The organism is Microcella frigidaquae, assembly GCF_014200395.1.
GTDB lineage: Bacteria > Actinomycetota > Actinomycetes > Actinomycetales > Microbacteriaceae > Microcella > Microcella frigidaquae.
Genome location: NZ_JACHBS010000001.1, coordinates 2,183,651 through 2,202,754, shown reverse-complemented (window position 1 = coordinate 2,202,754; position 19,104 = coordinate 2,183,651). Strand labels below are relative to the sequence as shown.

Genomic DNA, 19,104 nt, shown 5'->3' with positions numbered 1-19,104 from the left:
AAAGATTCTGCCCGTCATGACATCCACCTGGCGCTGGCTCCTCGTCGCCGCGATCGCCCCCCTCGCCTGGGGCTCGACCTACGTCGTCACCTCTCAGCTGCTGCCCGCCGACTCTCCGGTCTGGGGTGCAGCGATGCGCGCGCTGCCCGCCGGGCTCGTGCTGCTCCTCCTCGCCCGCCGCCTGCCGCGTGGGCGGTGGTGGTGGCGCTCCGCCGTGCTCGGCGTGCTCAACGTCGGCGCGTTCTTCGTGCTCGTCTACCTCGCCGCACAGCTGCTGCCGTCCGGCGTCGCGGCGATGCTCATGGCCACCTCCCCCGCCGTGATCCTGCTGCTGGCCTGGCCCATCGCTCGGGAGAAGCCCGCCGCGCTCTCGCTCGTGGGCGCCATCGTCGGCTTCGCCGGCGTCGTCGTGCTGCTCGCCGGCGCGACGGGCGCGCTCGACCTGTGGGGCGTCGCCGCCTCGCTCGCCGCCATGCTCATGTCATCGGTGGGCTTCGTCCTCGCCCGGCGCTGGAACGACGGCACCCCCGCCCTCTCGGTGACCTCCTGGCAGCTGACCATGGGCGGCCTCGCGCTCGTCCCGGTCGCGCTGCTCGTCGAGGGGGCTCCGCCCGCGCTCGACGCGGCCGGTATCGCCGGAGCGGCCTACCTCGCCCTCGTCGCCACCGCCCTCGCGTTCGCGACCTGGTTCGCGGCGCTGCAGCACCTGCCGGCCGGCGCAGTCGGCCTCGTCGGCCTGCTCAACCCGGTGGCGGGCGTCGCCCTCGGCGTGCTGGTCGCGCAGGAGACCTTCACCGTCGTGCAGGTGATCGGCATGGTCACCGTGCTCCTCGGCATCGTGCTCGGCCAGCCGGCGATCGCGGCGGGTCTGCGCGGGGCCCGCGAGCGGCGGGCCGCCCGGCGGGCGCGACGGCGGATGGTGCCGACCGACACCGCGCAGCTCAGAGTTCGCGCAGCAGGTGGAGTCTGAACAGCCGCACCGTGCGGCCTGAGTCGCTCTCGTAGCGGCGATACTCGGGCCACTGCGTCTCGAGGTGGCGCCAGACACGGTCGTGAGCATCGCCCTCGATGACGGATGCCCGCACCGCGTACCGCCGTCCCCGCACCGTAATCTCCGCCTCCGGGCGGGCGAGCAGGTTGGAGGTCCAGGCAGGATGCTTCGGGCTCGCCCAGTTCGTGCCCGCGACGATCGCACGACCGTAGCCGTCAGCCGTGTACATGAGCACGGTGTCGCGCGGCAGGCCGCTCTTCGCGCCCGTCGTCGTGAGGATCAGCGAGGGCACGAACAGGCTGCTGAGCTGAACCCGGCCGCCGGTCGCGGCCGCGAGGGCGCTCTCGATCGGCGGCATGACGCGCGGGGCCGCCCAGCGCCACACGTTCGTGCGGGTGAACGCGGAGACGACCGTGCGCACGCCCCGCACGATCGGGTCGGCGGTGGGCAGGGGGCGCAACTCAGTCACGGGCGGCTCCTCCGGTCGTGAGATCGGGCGCCGGCTCGCTGGGCAGCTCGGCGGTCAGGGTCAGCAGGAAGAGCCGCACGACGCGGCCCGACTCGCGCTCGTAGGCGCGGTAGCCGGGCCACTGGCGCTCGATGAGGCCCCAGGCCCGCTCGCGGCCCTCCCCCTCGATGACGGATGCCCGCACCGCGTACCGCCGCCCGCGCACGCTGATCGCGGCCTCGGGGTGGGCGAGCAGGTTGTACGTCCAGGCCGGGTGCTTCTCGCGGGCGAAGCTCGTGCCGGCGATGATCCCCCGGCCGTGACCGTCGGCCGTGTACATCAGCACCGAGTCGCGCGGCAGCCCGCTCTTCGCCCCCGTCGTCGTGAGGATCAGCGAGGGCACGAGCAGCCCGCTGAGCTGCACGCTGCGGCCCGTGGCGGCGGCGATCAGCTGCTCGATCGGCGGCATGACGCGCGGCGCGGCCCAGCGGAAGGCGCGCGTGCGGGTGATCGGCGCGACGACCGCGCGCACAGCGCGCACAACCGGGTCGACGCGCGCGGGGCTCCCCGGCACGCCTCGACGCGGCGTCATCGGCTCGCCTCGACCGGGCGCGGCAGGTTCTCCACGAGCCAATCGTTCCAGACGCGCACGGTGCGCCACCCCGCGCGCACGCGGTCGACGAGGTCGGGCCCGGTCATCCAGTCGGCGGGGGCGTGCTCGACGGCGATGGCCAGGCGCTTCAGGCGCAGCAGGGCGATCTTGGGGTGGTCGGCGCGGTAGCCGCGGGGGGCGGTCGTGAGGGCATCCTCGGTCATGATCGCGAAGCCGTGCTCGCCGACCTCGTCGAGCGTCGCCTCGAGGTCGCCGACCAGGCGATTGTCATCGACGATCTCGCGGAACCGGGCGAGCTGCGCGCGCTCCGGCTGGTACAGGCCACCGGCGAGCATCAGCCCGTGCTGGGAGAGCTGCAGGTAAAACGCCATCGCGCCCGCCGCCGCACCCGCGTCGGCGCTGACCAGCCCGAGGTGGTCCTTGTAGGGGCGCTTATCGGCGCTGAACCGCACGTCCTTGTAGGGCCGGAAGATCTTCAGCGGCCCGAACTCGCCGCCCAGCGCGTCGACGAGGCGCTCGACGGGCGCCTTCACGTTCTCGTCGTAGCGGCGCTTGTTCGCGAGCCACCACTCGCGGTTCTGGTTCTGCTCGAGCTCGGCGTAGAACGCGAACGCGTCGGGATGCAGCCCCGTCGTCTCGGTCACGGATGCTCACTCTCTGCTCGCGCGCCCGTCAAGGCGCCCAGCGCCAGGTCGAGGCGCTCGGCGAGGTAGGCGTCGAGGGGCCGCAGCGCCGCATCCGGAGCGGAGGGCATCCAGCGCACGAGCACCGTCGGGGCGCCGTCGATCTCGCGCAGCACCAGCGGCGCGTGCTCGGCAGCCAACGCCGTCGGGTCGTCGAACGGCAGCGGACGGGGATCGATCACGACCGTGCTGCCCTCGGGCAGTCGCGCGTCGAGCAGCCGCTGGCGCAACTCGCGGCGGGCCCGCGCGCTCTCGGACTGATGGCCCGGCAGCACCTGCCGGCTCGCGCGGATGATGCGGCCCGGCTCGAGCACGTCGCCAGCCGCGGTGACGAGCAGGGCGCCGACGAGGTACCCCTCGCCGATGCGCCGGAAGGTCTCGCGGCGCGGGATCACCCCGAGCGCGCGCCGCGCGGGGACTGTCTGCACGAGCTGCTCGGGCGCGGCGCCCGCCGTGGCGAGGCGCTGCACGGCCGCGGCGAGCGCGGCGCGCGCCGCGGCGAGCGCAGGTTCAGCATCCACAGGCATATCGTGCCGGACCAGCCTGGACTCTGCACCGGCGATTCCGCAATGTGCCTCTGACGGCACGTGCCGCCGGAGGCACACAGCCTCCACCGTCCGGCACCTCCCGTTCTGTTGTCCAAGAGGCCAATAAGCGATTAGCCTGCACGCGGGAGGCACATCGCCGTGGACAGACTCGTCGACCGCTCGCTGAGCGCATCCGTGTTCGCCGCCGACCTGCCGGCGGCTGGTGAGGGGCTTCCGACCCGCGCCGGCACGATCGTCGTCGGCGGCGGCATCGTCGGCGCGAGCATCGCGCTGCACCTGGCCGAGGCAGGCGTCGACGACGTGCTGCTGCTCGAGCGCGGGGTGCTGACCAACGGCACCACCTGGCACGCCGCCGGCCTCGTCGCCGGGGCGCGCGGCTCACGGGCCCTCACCGGGCTGTCGTCGTACGGGCTCGCCTTCTACGGCGAGCTCGAGGCGCGTTCAGGCCTCGACGTGTCGCTCACCCGCAGCGGCTCGCTCAGCATCGCCCGCCAGCCCGGGCGGGTCGACGAGCTCGCCTACGCTCGCGATGTCGCGGTGCGCAGCGGCATCGAGGCCACCCTCGTCGAGGCCGATGCCGTCGCGCGCCTCTGGCCGCTCGCCTCGCCCGAGGGCGTGCTCGCGGCCCTGCACTTCCCGCACGACGGATACCTCAACCCGGGCTGGGCCGCCCTCGCCATCGCGAAGCTCGCGCACGAGGCCGGCGTCGTCCTCCGCGAGGGGGTCGAGGTCACGGCGATCACGACCGAGAACGGGCGCGCCACCGGAGTCGTCACCGCCCACGGCACGATCGCCGCCGACCGGGTCATCATCGCCGGCGGGCTGTGGAGCCGCGACCTCGCGCGCACCGCGGGCGTCTCTCTTCCGCTGTACGCGGCCGAGCACGTGCACGTGCGCTCGAACGCGATCGACGGGGCGGCGCCGACCCTGCCCGTGCTGCGCGACGTCGATCACAGCTACTACATCCGGCCCGAGGCCGGGCGGCTGCTGGTGGGCGCGTTCGAGCCGCAGGGCATCCCGCGCGCCGTCGAGACGATCGCCGCGGACGGGTTCGCGACGTTCCCCGACGACTGGGAGCACTTCGCCCCCGTGCGCACCGCCGCCGAGCGCGCCGTGCCAGCGCTCGGCCCGGCCGGCTACGACCGCTTCCTCACGGCACCCGAGAGCTTCACGCCCGACACCGCCTTCCTGCTCGGCGAGACGGCCGAGGTCGAGAACCTCTTCGTCGCGACGGGCCTCAACTCGCAGGGCATCATCTACGGGCCCGGCATCGGCCGCGAGCTCGCGCGCTGGATCGTCGCCGGGTCGCCGCAGTTCGACTCCGCGAGCGTCGACGTACGGCGCTTCTCGCGCCACCAGAGCAATCGCCGCTACCTGCACGCCCGCACGGTCGAGAGCCTCGGGCGCCTCTACGCCATGCACTGGCCCGGCTACCAGTCGCAGACCGCGCGCGATGTGCGCCGCACTCCCCTGCACGCCCGGCTCGCCGAGCTCGGGGCCCGCTTCGGCGAGGTCAACGGCGGCGAGCGCGCCCTCTGGTACGGCGGCCCGACGCCCCAGGAGAGCTACAGCTACCGCCGTCCGGGCAGCTTCGACCGGATCGCGGCCGAGCACCGGGCCGCGCGCGAGGGCGTCGCGCTGTTCGATCTGAGCCCGTTCACCAAGGTCGAGATCGCGGGGCCGGATGCTCTCGCACTCGTTCAGCGCGCCGTGACGAGCGACGTCGACACGTCGGTGGGGCAGGCCGTCTACACGCTGTTCCTCAACAGCACCGGGGGCATCGAGCTCGACGGCACCGTCACCCGCCTCGCCGCCGACCGGTTCCTCGTCGTCACGCCCTCGTTCAGCCATCACGCGACCCTTGGGCTGCTGCGTCGCCTCGCCCGCGGCACGGCGGCGGTCGTCACCGACGTCACGGCGATGTACGCGACGATCGGCGTGATGGGCCCGCTCAGCCGTGAGCTGCTGCGGCGCGTGTCGCCCGAGGACTGGTCCGACGAGGCGCAGCCGTACCAGACCGGCCGCGAGGTCGAGCTGGCCGACGGCTTCGCCTACAGCCTGCGCATCAGCTTCGTCGGGGAGCTCGGCTACGAGCTCTACCCGACGGCGGACCTCGCGGTGAACGTGCTCGACGCGCTGTGGGAGGCCGGGCAGGAGCTCGGTGTGCGGATGGCGGGCTACCAAGCGCTCGACACCCTGCGGAGCGAGAAGGGCTACCGCCACCTCGGGCATGACATCGGGCCGAGCGATGACCCGTACGCCGCCGGCCTCGGCTTCACGGTCGCGCTCGACAAGCCGGGCGGCTTCGCGGGCCGCGACGCGCTCGCGGCCCGCGACCCGCGCTCCCCGAAGCACCGCACCGTGTTCGTCGCCCTCGACGATCCGGAGGCGATGCTCGTGCACGACGAAGCGCTGCTGCGCGACGGCGTGGAAGTCGGACGCCTGACGAGCGGCGCCTACGGGCACACGCTCGGACGCTCGGTCGGGATCGCGATCGTCGACCCGGCGCTCGTCGACGTCGCCACCCTCCTGCCTGACGGCAGCCCGGGCTTCGCCGTCGAGTGCCGCGGCATCGCGGTGCCCGCGACCGTCTCGCGTCGCCCCTTCTACGACCCGCGCGGCGAGCGCCTGCGCGGCTGACCCCAGGAGACCGCATGACCAGAACCGACGTGATCGTGATCGGCGCCGGCCTCGCCGGCCTGAGCGCCGCCCGCGACCTCGTGGCAGGCGGTGCCGACGTCGTCGTGCTCGAGGCTCGCGGCCGCGCCGGAGGCCGGGTCGAGCAGACGCGCATGGCCGACGGCCGGCCGATCCAGCTCGGCGGAGAGGTCATCGGCGAGTCCCACACCAGCTACCGGCAGTTGGTCGCCGAGCTCGGGCTGACGATCGTGCCGAGCTTCACCGGCATCCCCGGCGAATCGACGTGGCTCGTCAGCGAGGGGCGCGCGCTGGGCGACGAGATGCCGTGGATGCCCGCCGCCGACCGCGCGATCTACGACGAGCTCGAGCAGAAGTTCGCGGCCCTGACCGCCACGGTCGACCCCGACGACCCGTGGGCGCACCCGGATGCCGTCGCGCTCGACCGGCTCAGCGTCGGCGACTGGCTGCGGTCGGAGGGCGCGACACCCGCGGTGCTGCGCGCGATGGAGCTGCGCACGCTCGCCCTCGCCGACCCCTCGATCGAGCGGCGGTCGCTGCTGGCCGACCTGCGCAAGGAAGCCACCGCCGGCGCGGTGGGGTTCTACGACTACGACGCATGGGAGAGCGCGAAGGTGCTCGAGGGTTCGGCCACGGTCGCGCTGCGGATGGCAGAAGAGCTCGGGCACCGCATCCGCTACGGCAGCCCGGTGCGCGCGGTCGATGTGACCAGCGCCGACGGGACGGGCACGGGGGTGGTCGTCACGCTGCACACCGGCGAGCGGCTGCACGCCGCCGACGTCGTCTGCGCCCTGCCCGCCGGGCCGTTGCGCGACCTGCGCATCAGCGGCGTGAGCGAGGCATACCTCGCCGCCGCGACGCGTCGCCAGCACGCACCCGCCGCGAAGCTCGTCACCGTGCACGCCACCTCGTTCTGGGAGGCCAACGGGCAGAACGGCACCGGCTACTTCGAGCACACGCTGCTCGGCGGAACGTGGGTGCAGACCGACGGCGCGCTCTCCGCCCTCGTGCCCGTCGACCGCCTCGGGCCGTACCTCGCGCTGCCCACGACGGCGCGCCAGGACGCCCTGCTCGACGAGCTCGTCGCCGCCTACGGCCCGGAGGCGCGCGACACCCAGGCGGTGTTCGTGCGCGACTGGTTCGCCGACCCCTACACGCAGGGCTACATCACCGCGTGGCGCCCCGGCGACCTCACGGCGGTCGGGCCGCTGCACGGCACGCACGAGCCGCCGTTCTGGCTCGTCGGCTCCGACCAGTGGGTGTGCGGGTACATGGAGGGTGCCGTGCGCACCGGCCGCGGCGCGGCCGCCCAGCTGCTCGCGCGCTGACGGCCCGCGCACACGCGCCCGAGGCGGCGCCCGCTAGCCGAACAGGCCGATGACGAGGCCGACGAGCGTGTAGTTGAGCACGTCGCTGCCGACCTCGATGATCCACACCTTCAGGCCCTGCCCAGCGAAGAGCCGGTGGCTGAGCGAACTCGCCGCCGCGAAGCCGACCCCCAGCAGCAGACCGGTCAGCGCGCCGCCGAGCGGGCCGACCGGGCCTGCCGCGAGGTCGACGAAATGGATGACGGAGGCCACGGCGATGACCTGCACGAGCGCCCCGAGCGCGGTCAGGCCGAACACGAGGCCCATGTTGCCGCCGCCGGGGGTCTCGTCGCCCTTGCCCATGGCCTTCCACCAGACGGGGAAGAAGGTCTTCGGCCCGAACCACAGGGCTCCGGCGGCGAAGGCGACGACGAAGCCGATGAGGATGGCCAGCCAGTTGAGGTCGAGAAGGAACATGGCGCGACGCTACTCCTCAGCCGGGCGCCCCGGCTAGGCTCGCGGCGAGCGTGTGCGCGCATCCCGAAAGCTGAAGGGCACCCCCATGGCAGAACGCAAGGTCACGAAGAAGGTCGTCAAGGTAGAGGTCGACGAGTCGCCCGCCGAGCGCGCATCCTCCGCGAACGGCGGAGACGACGCCGCCCCTCGCGCCGACTGGAAGCCGAGCGCCGAGGCGAAGGGACAGGCCACCGGCCTCCGCTGGGGTGCGGCCGCGTTCTGGGCGGGCGCGCTCATCGGCGAGGGCCTCGCGATCTACTGGCTGCTGTGGCTCGAGCCGTTCAAGCCGAGCGTGTCGGCGCCGTGGTTCCAGAACTCGGAGACGGCGCTGTGGCTGCTGCTCGGCATGCTCGTCGGCATCGGCCTGCTCGCCGTTGCGGGCTCGCAGCTGTGGAAGAAGGCGAACCGTCTCGACCCGGCCCGCAGGTCGGAGCCGGCGCGGTTCTTCGTGCAGAACCAGCTGGGCGCGATCATCACGATGATCGCCTTCCTGCCGCTGATCATCCTGATCTTCCTGAACAAGGACATGGACGGGAAGCAGAAGGGCATCGCCGGCGCCGTCGGCATCGTCGTGCTGATCGTCGCGACTCTGCTCGGCGCCTCGTTCAACCCGCCGTCGGTCGAGGACTACGCCAACGAGGGCCAGATCGACGAGTACACCGCGATCGTGCAGGAGCTCACCGGGCAGGATTCGGTCACCTGGACGGCCGGCGGCAGCGTCTACCACCTGTGCCTCGAGGCCTCGGCCGTGAACCGCGAGTCGGCCGACAACGCGATCTACGAGGGCACGGTGGATGCGGCGCACGCGGACGGCAAGGAGGGGCTGACCCTGCAGGTCGAGCAGGAGCTCGGCGAGTGCGGCCTGCCCGAGCCGGAGAACCTCGACGAGCTCGAGGCGGAGATCCGCGAGCTGCGCGACAGCGTCGAGCAGGACAATGCGCCGGCCGAGGAGGCCCCCGCAGAGGAGCCGACCGAGTAGCACTCGGGCTCCATGGCGACCTCCCTCTTCCCGTTGATCGCGGAATTCTTCCTCTCACTCTTCTGGTAGTTGGTCCCGGAGGAGGTTGCGGCGGGCGCGATCGCGCTGCTTGAGATCGGCCGCGCGCCGGAGGGTGCGTCGGGACAGAGTGAGTTCTGGGGCAATGTGCCTCGCGCGGCACATGCCGTGAGAGGCACAGTGCAGAACGGGCGCGCGCAACCGAGCGACGGGCCCAACGGGAGGCGGGCTAGACGGAGCCGACGGCGGCGCGCCAGCGGCGGCGCAGCTCGGCCTCGTCGGGCAACGATGCGGGGCGCAGCACCGCGTCGTCGGCGACGAAGTAGAAGGCCGCGGTCACCGCGTCGAGGGGCAGCCCCGACCAGCGGGCGTAGGCGAGGCGGTAGAGCGCGAGCTGCAGCTCCTTCGCCGCTCGGTCGGCATCGTCTCGGGGCGCCTTTCCGGTCTTCCAGTCGACGATCTCGACGGTGCGCGGCCGGCGACCCGACCCGCGGTCGCGGACGGTGTCGAACGCGGGGTCGGTCGCGTAGACGGCATCGATCTTGCAGACGAGGATGCGCCCCTCGAACGGCAGGTGCAGCTCGCGCTCGACCTCGAGCGGAGCCTGCGCCGCCCACGGCGAGCGCGCGAAGGTCTCCTGCAGCGCGGCGAGCGCCTCGGCCGAGTCGCCCTCGAGCGGCACGTCGAGCTCAGCGGCGAGCCCGTCGACCAGGTCGGGCATCGCGCCGAGGCCGTAGCGCTGCTCCACCCAGCGGTGGAACACCGTGCCGAGCCGGGTGGCCCGGAATGGCCGCTGCGGCATCGGCCGGCGCAGGCGCTCGGCGACCTCGGCGGGCGCCGTGATGAAGTCCTTGAACGATGAGGCGGGCACCCGCAGCGGCACGGTGACGCGGCCCGCGCTCGCGAGCCGCTCGGCCCGTTCGGCCAGCAGGAGGTCGATCTCGCGATGCCACCCTCGGCGATCATCCCCCCGGTCGGCGGGGTCGGATGCCCGCACCCGGGCCGCCGCCTCGACCACCCGCTCGCGCCGCGCGCCGAAGGGGTCGACGGGCCACCACGGCTCGTCGCCGCTGTCGTCGACGATCGGGTTCTGCTCGTTCTGGGGATGCTCGGGCAGGGGCTCGATCAGGCCGGCCCCCTCGAGGGCCCGCAGATACGGGCTCGGGTCGCGCGGTTTCGCCTGCCCGGCCCAGAACGACCCGGTCAGCAGGAGGCGGTGACGGGCACGGGTGACGGCGACGTAGGCGAGGCGGCGCTCCTCGCGCTCGTGGTGCTCGCTCACCTCGTCGGCGAAGGCGGCGCGGCGCTCGAGCAGCTCCTTTCGGGTCTCGGCGGCGCGCCAGGCGAAGGTCGGCAGCTCGGCGCGATCGCCACGCAGCTCGTAGGGCAGCACGCCGACCCGCAGCCAGCCGGTCGACCCCTCGCGCGGGGTGCCCGGCAGTTCGCCGTCGACGAGGCGGGGCACGACGACGTGGTCCCACTCCAGACCCTTCGCGCCGTGGATGGTCAGCACCTGCACGGTGCCGGGCTCCGGATCCTCCGAGCGCGGCGAGAGGTTGTCGCGCCACTCGGCCTCACGCAGCCAGCCGAGGAAGCCGCCGAGCGTCGCGTGGTCGGCGAGAGCCAGGTAGCCGTCGAGCGCCTCGTGGAAGGCCTCGCGCGGCGCATCCCCGAGCGCCCTGGCCGGGTTGGCGGCGACCTCGATGTCGAGCAGCAGGTCGTGCTCCACCGCGACGACGAGGTCGGGCAGGTCGAGGGCCGTGCGGCTGCGCAGGGCCGCGAACAGGCGCGCCGCATCCCGCAAGCGCTCGAGGCCGACAGGGGTGAGACCGCGCAGCTGCCCGTGCTCGTCGGGGGCGGTGCCGACGAAGTCGAGCGCGTCGACCAGCGAGACACCGTCGGTGCGGGCGACCGAGGCGCGCAGGCGCTCCTTCACCTCGTCACTGAACGGCTGCTGCGCCAGGTCGCGGTCGCGCAGCCAGGAGGCGATGCGGCTGAGCGCGTGCAGGTCGGCGACGCCGATGCGCCAGCGCGGGCCGGCGAGCAGGCGCACGAGCTCGGTGCTCGCCGCGGGGTCGTCGATGACCGCGAGCGCGCTCACCAGATCGGCGATCTCCGGCTGCTCGAGAAGTCCGCCGATGCCGAGCACGTGCACGGGAACGTTCGCCTCGCGCAGCGCGGCGAGGAACACCGGCTGGGTCGTGCGCGAGCGCATGAGCAGGGCGGCGCTCGCCCGCAGCGGGCGCCCGTCCGCATCCGTCGCCCCCGCCGGCGCCCCGGGGGGCGGTTCGGCGACGCGCGCGGCCAGCCACGCGGCCACCGCCTGCGCCTCGTCGTGGACGGTCTCGGCGAAGACCGTCTCAACGGGATGCTCGCTCGCGACCGGCGAGGGGCGCAGCGTCTCGACGGCCACTCCGCCGCGCGCCGACAGCGGCTGCACGAGCAGGTTGGCGGCGGCGAGCACCTGGGTGCCGTTGCGCCAGGAGGTGCTGAGCGAGTAGCGCCCGACGGGCTCACCCGGGGCGTCGATTTCATTGGCCCCACCGGCCCGGAACCGATGCGCGAAGTCGTCGAGGTTCGAGGCGCTCGCGCCGCGCCAGCCGTAGATCGACTGGTGCGGGTCACCCACCGCCATGACGGGGGTGCCGCCGAACAGCTCGGCGAGCAGCCAGGTCTGGGCGACGTTCGTGTCCTGGTACTCGTCGAGCAGCACGACCCGGTAGCGGTCGCGCAGCTGCGCGGCGACCCCGGCGTGCCGGCGCACGATGGCGAGCGCGAGGCTCACCTGGTCGGAGAACTCGACGTACCCGTCCCGCTGCTTGACCTGCTGCAGCCGCTCGACGAGGTCGACGATCGGCAGCGTCGCCCCGAGCGCCATCAGTTTGTCGAACTCGGCCTTGCGCTCGTAGCGGTCGCCGAGGGGGAGCTCGGCGATGTGCGCGACGAACCGCTCGATGTACGCCCGCACGTCGGCGATGTCGGCGCCGTGCTCGGAGACGGCGTGCGTGAGGGCGAGCACCGCCGCCGTGATGCGGTCGGCGCTGAGGTCGAGGTCGGCGAGGCGGGCATCCTTCGCCGTCGTCACGAGCTCGCGGGCCAGCTGCCACGCGCTCGCCTCGCGCAGCACGACACCGTCGGGGTCGCGCCCGATGAGCACAGCGTGGTCGCGGTACAGGCTGGAGGCGAAGGCGTTGTAGGTGGCGACGGTCGGCTGCGTGAAAGCGTCGACGACGACGGTCGAGGAGCCCAGCAGGCCCGAGCCCGCCAGCTGCACCAGCCGCTCGCGGATGCGCGCCGCGAGCTCGCCCGCGGCCTTGCGCGTGAACGTGAGGCCCAGCACCTGCTCGGGCGCGACGTGGCCGTTGGCGACGAGCCAGAGCACGCGCGCGGCCATGGTCTCGGTTTTGCCCGACCCGGCGCCGGCCACGACGAGCGCGGGCGCGACGGGCGCCTCGATGATCGCCTGCTGCTCGGGCGTGGGGTCGTGCTTTTGCCCGAGGGCGCGGGCGATCTCGACCGCGGTGAAGCGCGCGCTCATCAGCTCTCCCCCGTCACGGGCCCGATGCGATGGATGCGGTGCGCGACCGCCGCGAAGTCGAACCGGTCGACCGTGCGCACGCCGGTGAGCCGGGCGACGGCGACGGCCGCGACGGCCTGGCGCAAGCGCTCGCGGACGGCCTCGCGCTGCTCCTCATCGAGCGGGGCCTGCGCCGCCTCGCGGTAGTCGCTGCCGCGCACGCCCTCGCGCACGTAGAGCAGCCGCGCCCCGCCCGGCCGGTGCGGCAGGCCGTCGAGCACGCGGTCGAGCACCTCGTCGAACGCGCCCTCGGCGTAGGCGAGCTGGTACGCGGAGAGCTGCGGGTGGGTGTCGATGTCGCTCTGCTTGGTGAGGGGCTTGCCCGTCTTCAGGTCGACCACCCGCACGGCCCCGTCACCGTCGACCTCGAGCCGGTCGACGCTGCCGCTGACGCGGGCGCGGTCGACGATCAGCTCGAAGCGCTGCTCGGCCCCGACGAGCCCGCGGCCCTCCTGCTCGGCGTCGCGCAGGTAGGCGGCGACCCCGACGGCGTAGCGCCGGGCGAGGCGGCGCTGCTGCTCGGCGAGCCACGGCGCGTCGAAGACGAGCTCGCTCCACCGGCTCTCGATCTCGGCCCAGATGGCGTCGAGGTCGGGGTCGACGGCGTGCTGCATGGCCGCGTGCACGATGGTGCCGATGCCGGTCTGCGGCCCGGCCTCGCGGGGCGCGATGGTGTCGAGGAACCAGTCGAGGGGCGACGTCTCGATCGCCTCCAGCTTCGACGGCGAGATCGAGACGACCTCGTCGCCGTCGAACAGCGGGGCCTCGGTCGACGGCGCGAGCATGCCCCACCACTGCTCCGGGTTGGCCCCGGGGACCCGCTCGACGGCGAGGCGGGCGAGAGCGCGGGCCGCCTCGACGCGATCGGACTCGCGGGCGACTCCGCCCGCGTCGACGAGCTCGCGGCGCAGCCGCCCGACGAGCCGGCGCAGCGAGCGCGCGCGCACCGGGCGGGCGGCCTGCAGAGCCGCCTCGATCTGGGCTTCGGCGCGCACGCGCTCCTGCTCCCGGTCGGAGCCGGGGGTGGCGACGGCATCAGCGGCGAGCGCATCGAGGTCGATGCCGAGACGGGCGGCCGCGTCACGGTGCGCGTGCTCGCGCACGAGGGCGTGCAGGGCGCTGGGCTGCTCGTCGTCGCCCGCGGTGGCCGTCACCACGAGCTGGCGACGGGCGCGGGTCGCGGCGAGCAGGAACATGCGCAGCTCGTCATCGAGCACGAGCCGCCGCTCGTCGAGGTCATCGACCGGCAGGCCGCGCGCGAGCCGGCTGATGAGCGGTGCCCCGAGCAGGGTGCCGCGCACGCGCGTGTTCGGCCAGACCCCCTCGGTCAGCCCGGCGATGACCACGATGTCGGCCTCGAGCCCGGTCACGGCGGCCGGGGTGGCGACGAGCACGGCGTCGTCGGAGCGCACCGGGGCGAGCAGATCGTCGCCGACGTCGCTGTCGAGCACGCGGGCGAGGAACGACTCGACCGTGGCGTCGGGCACGGTGTCGACGATCGTCGCCGCGGCGGTGAACACGGCCACGACGGCGTCGAGCGCGCGGTTCGCCTCGGCCGCGGCCACGCCGAACCCGGCGGCCTCCCTCTGCCAGACCTCGGCGACGTGCGACTCGCTCCAGGCGAGCCAGAGCAACTCGTCGACGGTGGCTCCGGCCGCGTGCCGCTCGCCGATCGCCTGGAGGGTGCGGGCGAGCCGCGCGGCGCGGCGGGCCGTGCGGTGGTCGATGGTGGCGAGGCGGGCGGGGTCGGCGAGGGCATCCGCCAGCAGGATGTCGGCCGGGCGATCGCCCTCACCGGCGAGCTCCTCAGCGCGCAGCGCACGGCGCAGGCGGCGCAGCCCGACGCGATCGATGCCGCCGAGCGGGCCGAGCAGCAGCTCGGTGGCGGCCGCCCCATCGAGCGGGCTGCGGCCGACGCCGACATCGACGTGGCGGATCAGCGCGCGGGCGGCGGGATGCTCGCGCAGCGGCCGCCCGGCGGCGGTCGACTGCACGGGCACCTCCGCCTGGGCGAGGGCGCGCACGATGCCCGGCACCATCCGGCCGCTGCGCACGATGACCGCCATGCGCCGGTACGGCACGCCGTCGAGCAGGTGGCGCTCGCGCAGCAAGTCGGCGATGAGCGAGCGCTCGCGCGTCGCGGTCGGCGCGTCGAGCGCCACGATCGCCCCACCCCACGTGGCGGGGATGGCGCGCGGGTCGGCGGCACCGCGCCCGTCGGTCGCAGCGCCGTCCAGCGGCACGGCCGGGGCGCGCCGCTGCATGCCGGCGCGGGCGGTGCCGATGCGCGATGCGACATCGGCGGCGAGAGCGCGGAGGGTCGGCCCGTGCCGGTGCACCGTGTCGAGGACGATCGGCTCGGCGTCGCGCCAGCCGAGCAGTGCGGGCAGACCGGCGAGGGCCTCGGGCTCGGCACCGCGGAAGGTGTTGGCGGCGACGTCGGGGTCGCCGAGCGCGACGACGGTCGCTCCGCGCGCGGCGAGCGCCGCGACGAGGTCGAGCGCGCTCGGGGTCGCGTCGTGGGCGTCATCGAGCACGACCAGCCGCGGCAGGTCGGGCATGCCGGAGGGCGGCTCGTGCACGAGCCCGACCGCGGCCCGCACGAGCTCGGCGGGGTCGAGCTGCCCCGGACGCGCCGAGCCGAGCACCTGCCGGTACTCGTCGACCAGGTCGGCGAGCGCCGCCCAGGCGTCGAGCCCGCGCTCGCGGCCGCGGGCCCGCAGCCAGTCGGTGCCCACCCCGTGCTCGCTGAGCCGCGCGATGGCGTCGCGCAGCTCGGTGCGGAACGCGCCGAGACGGCGCACCTCGGGCCCGAGGTGTTCGGGCCACGCCGGGCCCGGCCCGGCGAGCTCGCCCAGCACCTCGTCGAGGGTGGCGCGGTCGAGCAGCTCGCCGAGGTCCGCATCCTGATCGGCACCGCTCAGCAGGCGCGGCTCGGCGAGACCGTCGAGCCGGTTCGCCGCCGTCACGAGCGCGAACGCGAAGGCGGCAACCGATCGCGCGAGCGGCCCGGGCAGGGCACGGCCCGCGCCCTCGCCCGCACCCTCGCCCGCGGCGCCGAGCCGCACGACGAGCCGGTCCCTCAGCAGGGTCGCCGTGCGCCGGGCGGGGGTGAGCACGAGCACCTGGGCGGGGTCGAGCCCGTCGTCGAGAATCGCGGCGGCGACGAGCTCGATCGCCGCGGTCGTCTTGCCCGACCCGGGGGCGCCGAGCACGACGGCACCGCGGCCCGAGCGGGCATCCCGCACCGCCTGCTGCGCCGCGTCGAGCACCACCGGCGCACGGCCGATCACGGGCAGCGCGGCGTCGAAGGTGGTCACGCGCTCCACGCTAGCGGCGTGCCCCGACCGGCGCTCCGTCGCCGCCGGACCGCCGTGGTCGCGACCCGGTGCGCCCTCAGTGAACACGCGGATGCGGGCCGGAGCCGCCGGGTACGCTGGCGCTCGTGGACATTCGCATCGGTATTCTCAACAGCCCCCGCGAGCTCGCCTTCGAGAGCTCGGAATCGGCCGCCGACATCGCGGCGACCATCGCGGCCGCCGTCGAGAAGGGTGCGCCACTCGTGACCCTCGTCGACAGCAAGGGCAAGCACTACCTGGTGCCGACCGCCGCGATCGGCTACGTCGAGATCGGCAACGACTCGGCCCGCAAGGTCGGCTTCGTCGGCTAGTCCGGCCCCACCCGCCCGTGCGGCACCGCGCCCCTCCCGTCGCGCGGGCCGGGCACCGCACGAGCGGGCCGTCCTCGACTAGGCTCACCGCCATGGAACTGCTCTTCGCCACGGTCATCGGCGCCGCGATCTCGCTCGGCGTGCGCTACGTCGTCCCGGGTCGGCAGTGGCACGGGCTGCTCCTGGTTCCGATGGTGGGCGCAGCGGCGACCGCCGCGATCTGGGTGATCTGCGTGTGGCTGGGCCTGGCCTTCGACGGCGGCTGGATCTGGGTGATCGCCCTCGTGCTCGGCCCTCTCGTCGCCCTCGGCCTCGCCCTGGCCCTGCCGAAGCGCCGCGAGGCCTCCGACGCGGCCCTGCTCGAGCAGCTCATGAAGCCCGGGCGTCCCGCCAAGGCCTGAGCTCGTTGCGCCGCCGATGGCGGCGGATCACCCCGGCGACGGATGCGGGCTCAGCCCGCGATGCCTCGCACGGCCACGCCCGCCAGGCTGATGAGGGTCACGCCCGCGAGCGCGATCATCATGATCGAGTAGTCCCGGCGCAGCAGCACGGCCAGCACGGAGACGAGCACGCCGGCGCTCATCACGATGATGAACACCAGGTCGGGCACCCGCACGGCGGCGTCCCACCCCCAGGCTCCGGTCGCCCAGCGCAGGAAGCTCTGCACGAGCTGCAGAGCGGCGCCGCCGCCGAGCAGCCCGAGGCCCCACCAGCCGAGGCGGGTGCGCGGCAGCGTGCGCAGCGCACGCGGAACGGGCGCGGCGGAGGAGCGGGAGGTCTCGGGCACGGCGGGCTCCTAGGCGGTCAGGCCGAGGCGGTCCATACGCCGGGTGTGCTCGGCGACCAGCTCGGTGAAGACGGGCTCGATCTTGCTCTCGTCCCGCGCCGGGTCGTCGTGCAGCACGAGGGCCGAGCGGGCCTGGAGCATCGTGTCGCCCACCAGGCGGCGGCACCAGAGCGCGAGCCGCGAGGCCAGCGGAGGGTTCGCGGCGATCTCGCGCTCGAGCACGCGGTGCACCGGCCCGTCGAGGTCGCCGTTGCCGAGGGCCGCCACGGCACGGTCGCGCAGCTCGGCGGGCAGGCCCGCGGCGAGGCGGATCCAGAAGTCGGTGAGGAACCCGATCGTGACGTGGGCGCTCGCCACCTGCTCCTGCCAGGAGTTGCCCTGGGTGCGGCGCTCGAACTCCTCGACCCCGTCGAGGTGCGGCGCCATGATGTCGCTCTTGTCGAGCTGCAGCCGCTCGATCTCGGCGACGAGAGCGAGATAGCGGGTGAGCACGACGCCGGTGACGCGAGCCAGGGCATCCTTGTCGGCCACCCGCGGGGCGTTCGACATGGCGGTCGTGAGCTGCTCGACGAAGGTCAGGTGCAGTGCGGCGCAGTGCCCGAGGAAGAGGTCGGGGGCCGGAGCGAGGTCGGCCAGATCGACCCGGAGGGCCGCCGCGGCGGTGTCGCGGGGCGTGAGGGTGGGAGCCTCCACGCGAGGTCGTCGACGACGGAACCACGAAGCCACGACGGCAAGCCTAGGCGATGGGCCCGCCTGCCGCGGGCCGACGGCTAAACTGGCACGACATCATCTATCGACAGGCGACACACCACTGTGACTTTCTCTGATCTGGGCATCGAGCCCGACATGGTCGAGGCGCTGGCGACGAAGGGCATCTTCGAGCCCTTCCCGATCCAGGAGCAGACCATCCCCCTCGCCCTCGGCGGCCAGGACATCATCGGCCAGGCCAAGACCGGCACCGGCAAGACCTTCGGCTTCGGCCTTCCGCTCATCCAGCGCCTCGGCCTGCACCCCGAGCCGGGCGTCAAGGCGCTCGTCGTCGTGCCGACCCGCGAGTTGTGCGTGCAGGTCACCGAAGACCTCGAGCTCGCCGCCTCGAACCGCGACGTCACGATCGTCTCCATCTACGGCGGCAAGGCCTACGAGGGTCAGATCGAGCAGCTGAAGGCGGGCGCGCAGATCGTGGTCGGCACGCCCGGCCGCCTGCTCGACCTCGCCAGCCAGCGCCTGCTGAGCCTGGCGAACGTCGAGGTCATGGTGCTCGACGAGGCCGACAAGATGCTCGACCTCGGCTTCCTCAGCGACATCGAGAAGCTGTTCGCGCAGACCAAGCCGACCCGGCACACCATGCTCTTCTCGGCCACGATGCCCGGCCCGATCGTCGCCCTCGCGCGACGCTTCATGACGCGGCCCATCCACATCCGCGCGAGCGACCCCGACGAGGGGCTGACGCAGGCGAACATCAAGCACATCGTCTACCGCGCGCACGCCCTCGACAAGGACGAGGTCGTGGGCCGCATCCTGCAGGCGGAGGGCCGCGGAAAGACGGTCATCTTCACCCGCACGAAGCGCGCCGCCGCCAAGCTGGTGGAGGAGCTGAACGATCGCGGCTTCAATGCCGCGGCCGTGCACGGCGACCTCAACCAGGAGCAGCGCGAGCGGGCGATGGCCGCCTTCAAGGCGGGCAAGAAGGACATCCTCATCGCGACCGACGTGGCGGCGCGCGGCATCGACGTCAACGACGTCACGCACGTCATCAACCACACGGTTCCGGATGATCACGACACGTACCTCCACCGCGCTGGCCGCACCGGCCGCGCCGGCAAGACCGGTATCGCGGTGACCTTCGTCGACTGGGCCGACATGCACAAGTGGGCCCTCATCAACCGGGCGCTCGAGATGGGCATCCCCGAGCCGGTCGAGACGTACTCCTCATCGCCGCACCTGTACACCGACCTCGACATCCCCGAGGGCTCGAAGGGCCGCCTCAAGGCGACCCCGATCCCGAAGGTCGAGAAGGAGGCCTCCCGGCCCCCGCGCGAGCGGGAGCGCACGCGGACGCGGTCGAATGGCTCCGGGGGCTCCGGCGGCTCTGGCGGCGAGCGTCGTGAGCGCACCGAGCGCGCCGAGCGTCCCGCCGGCGAGAACGCCACCACGAGCGGCGAGGGCGGCGCGGCCAAGCGGCGTCGGCGCCGCCGCCGCTCGGGCGGTTCGGGTACCGCGAGCGAAGCATCCGGGAATGGGGCCGCAGCGGAGTAAGTTGGCTCCCCTATGGCCACCACTCCCTCGAATCCGCCAGCGCCGTCACC

General features: G+C 73.8%; 16 protein-coding genes. 7 read left to right on the top strand and 9 right to left on the bottom strand.

The window, feature by feature from the left end; genetic code table 11:
• The first annotated feature begins 16 nt into the window (after nt 1–16).
• Nucleotides 17–970, top strand: coding sequence for a DMT family transporter (locus tag BJ959_RS10810; RefSeq protein WP_153981847.1), 954 nt, complete (start codon nt 17–19; stop codon nt 968–970).
• On the opposite strand, the gene BJ959_RS10805 is transcribed toward BJ959_RS10810, so the two are convergent.
• The 4 genes from BJ959_RS10805 to BJ959_RS10790 are packed head-to-tail and all read right to left on the bottom strand — an operon-like array spanning nt 942 to nt 3,256.
• Complete coding sequence (locus BJ959_RS10805) at nt 942–1,460, bottom strand: nitroreductase family deazaflavin-dependent oxidoreductase (RefSeq protein WP_341799864.1); 519 nt, start codon at nt 1,458–1,460, stop codon at nt 942–944. The genes BJ959_RS10810 and BJ959_RS10805 overlap by 29 nt on opposite strands.
• Complete coding sequence (locus BJ959_RS10800; protein WP_153981846.1) at nt 1,453–2,031, bottom strand: nitroreductase/quinone reductase family protein; 579 nt, start codon at nt 2,029–2,031, stop codon at nt 1,453–1,455. Before BJ959_RS10800 ends, BJ959_RS10805 begins: the two co-directional genes overlap by 8 nt.
• Complete coding sequence (locus BJ959_RS10795; protein WP_153981845.1) at nt 2,028–2,696, bottom strand: TIGR02453 family protein; 669 nt, start codon at nt 2,694–2,696, stop codon at nt 2,028–2,030. Before BJ959_RS10795 ends, BJ959_RS10800 begins: the two co-directional genes overlap by 4 nt.
• Complete coding sequence (locus tag BJ959_RS10790) at nt 2,693–3,256, bottom strand: hypothetical protein (RefSeq protein ID WP_153981844.1); 564 nt, start codon at nt 3,254–3,256, stop codon at nt 2,693–2,695. Before BJ959_RS10790 ends, BJ959_RS10795 begins: the two co-directional genes overlap by 4 nt.
• A gap of 165 nt (nt 3,257–3,421) precedes the next feature.
• Between BJ959_RS10790 and BJ959_RS10785 the strand changes: the two genes are divergently transcribed.
• Nucleotides 3,422–5,923 carry an FAD-dependent oxidoreductase gene (locus BJ959_RS10785; RefSeq protein ID WP_153981843.1) on the top strand — a complete coding sequence of 834 codons (2,502 nt, stop codon included), beginning with the start codon at nt 3,422–3,424 and terminating at the stop codon, nt 5,921–5,923.
• A gap of 14 nt (nt 5,924–5,937) precedes the next feature.
• Nucleotides 5,938–7,269: a flavin monoamine oxidase family protein gene (locus tag BJ959_RS10780; RefSeq protein WP_153981842.1), complete on the top strand. Its 1,332-nt coding sequence runs from the start codon at nt 5,938–5,940 to the stop codon at nt 7,267–7,269.
• 33 nt (nt 7,270–7,302) lie between these two features.
• On the opposite strand, the gene BJ959_RS10775 is transcribed toward BJ959_RS10780, so the two are convergent.
• Nucleotides 7,303–7,725 (bottom strand): DUF1761 domain-containing protein, encoded by a 423-nt coding sequence (locus BJ959_RS10775; protein ID WP_153981841.1) that lies wholly within the window; start codon nt 7,723–7,725, stop codon nt 7,303–7,305.
• Nucleotides 7,726–7,810: 85 nt separating this feature from the next.
• Here BJ959_RS10775 and BJ959_RS10770 point away from each other — a divergent pair, with 85 nt between their 5' ends.
• Nucleotides 7,811–8,743, top strand: coding sequence for a cytochrome b family protein (locus BJ959_RS10770; protein WP_153981840.1), 933 nt, complete (start codon nt 7,811–7,813; stop codon nt 8,741–8,743).
• 247 nt (nt 8,744–8,990) lie between these two features.
• Here the strand turns inward: BJ959_RS10770 and BJ959_RS10765 are convergent, their stop codons facing one another.
• Together BJ959_RS10765 and BJ959_RS10760 are read right to left on the bottom strand one after the other, a co-directional pair.
• Complete coding sequence (locus tag BJ959_RS10765) at nt 8,991–12,299, bottom strand: ATP-dependent DNA helicase (RefSeq protein ID WP_153981839.1); 3,309 nt, start codon at nt 12,297–12,299, stop codon at nt 8,991–8,993.
• Nucleotides 12,299–15,658, bottom strand: a complete 3,360-nt coding sequence (locus BJ959_RS10760) for a PD-(D/E)XK nuclease family protein (protein WP_153981838.1) — start codon at nt 15,656–15,658, stop codon at nt 12,299–12,301. The genes BJ959_RS10765 and BJ959_RS10760 overlap by 1 nt, the downstream gene beginning before the upstream one ends.
• A gap of 125 nt (nt 15,659–15,783) precedes the next feature.
• Here BJ959_RS10760 and BJ959_RS10755 point away from each other — a divergent pair, with 125 nt between their 5' ends.
• Both BJ959_RS10755 and BJ959_RS10750 read left to right on the top strand, forming a co-directional pair.
• Entirely contained in the window at nt 15,784–16,008 is a 225-nt protein-coding gene (locus BJ959_RS10755) for a DUF3107 family protein (protein ID WP_153981837.1), read from the top strand.
• A 92-nt stretch (nt 16,009–16,100) separates the two neighbouring features.
• A complete protein-coding gene (locus tag BJ959_RS10750) occupies nt 16,101–16,409 on the top strand; it encodes a hypothetical protein (protein WP_153981836.1) in 309 nt (102 codons plus the stop codon).
• A 50-nt stretch (nt 16,410–16,459) separates the two neighbouring features.
• Here BJ959_RS10750 and BJ959_RS10745 read toward each other — a convergent pair whose 3' ends face one another.
• Together BJ959_RS10745 and BJ959_RS10740 are read right to left on the bottom strand one after the other, a co-directional pair.
• On the bottom strand, nt 16,460–16,795 hold the full coding sequence (locus tag BJ959_RS10745; protein ID WP_153981835.1) for a hypothetical protein: 336 nt from the start codon (nt 16,793–16,795) through the stop codon (nt 16,460–16,462).
• A 9-nt stretch (nt 16,796–16,804) separates the two neighbouring features.
• Nucleotides 16,805–17,521, bottom strand: coding sequence for a ferritin-like fold-containing protein (locus tag BJ959_RS10740; RefSeq protein WP_153981834.1), 717 nt, complete (start codon nt 17,519–17,521; stop codon nt 16,805–16,807).
• An 87-nt stretch (nt 17,522–17,608) separates the two neighbouring features.
• Here BJ959_RS10740 and BJ959_RS10735 point away from each other — a divergent pair, with 87 nt between their 5' ends.
• Complete coding sequence (locus tag BJ959_RS10735; protein ID WP_153981833.1) at nt 17,609–19,054, top strand: DEAD/DEAH box helicase; 1,446 nt, start codon at nt 17,609–17,611, stop codon at nt 19,052–19,054.
• Nucleotides 19,055–19,104: the final 50 nt, after the last annotated feature.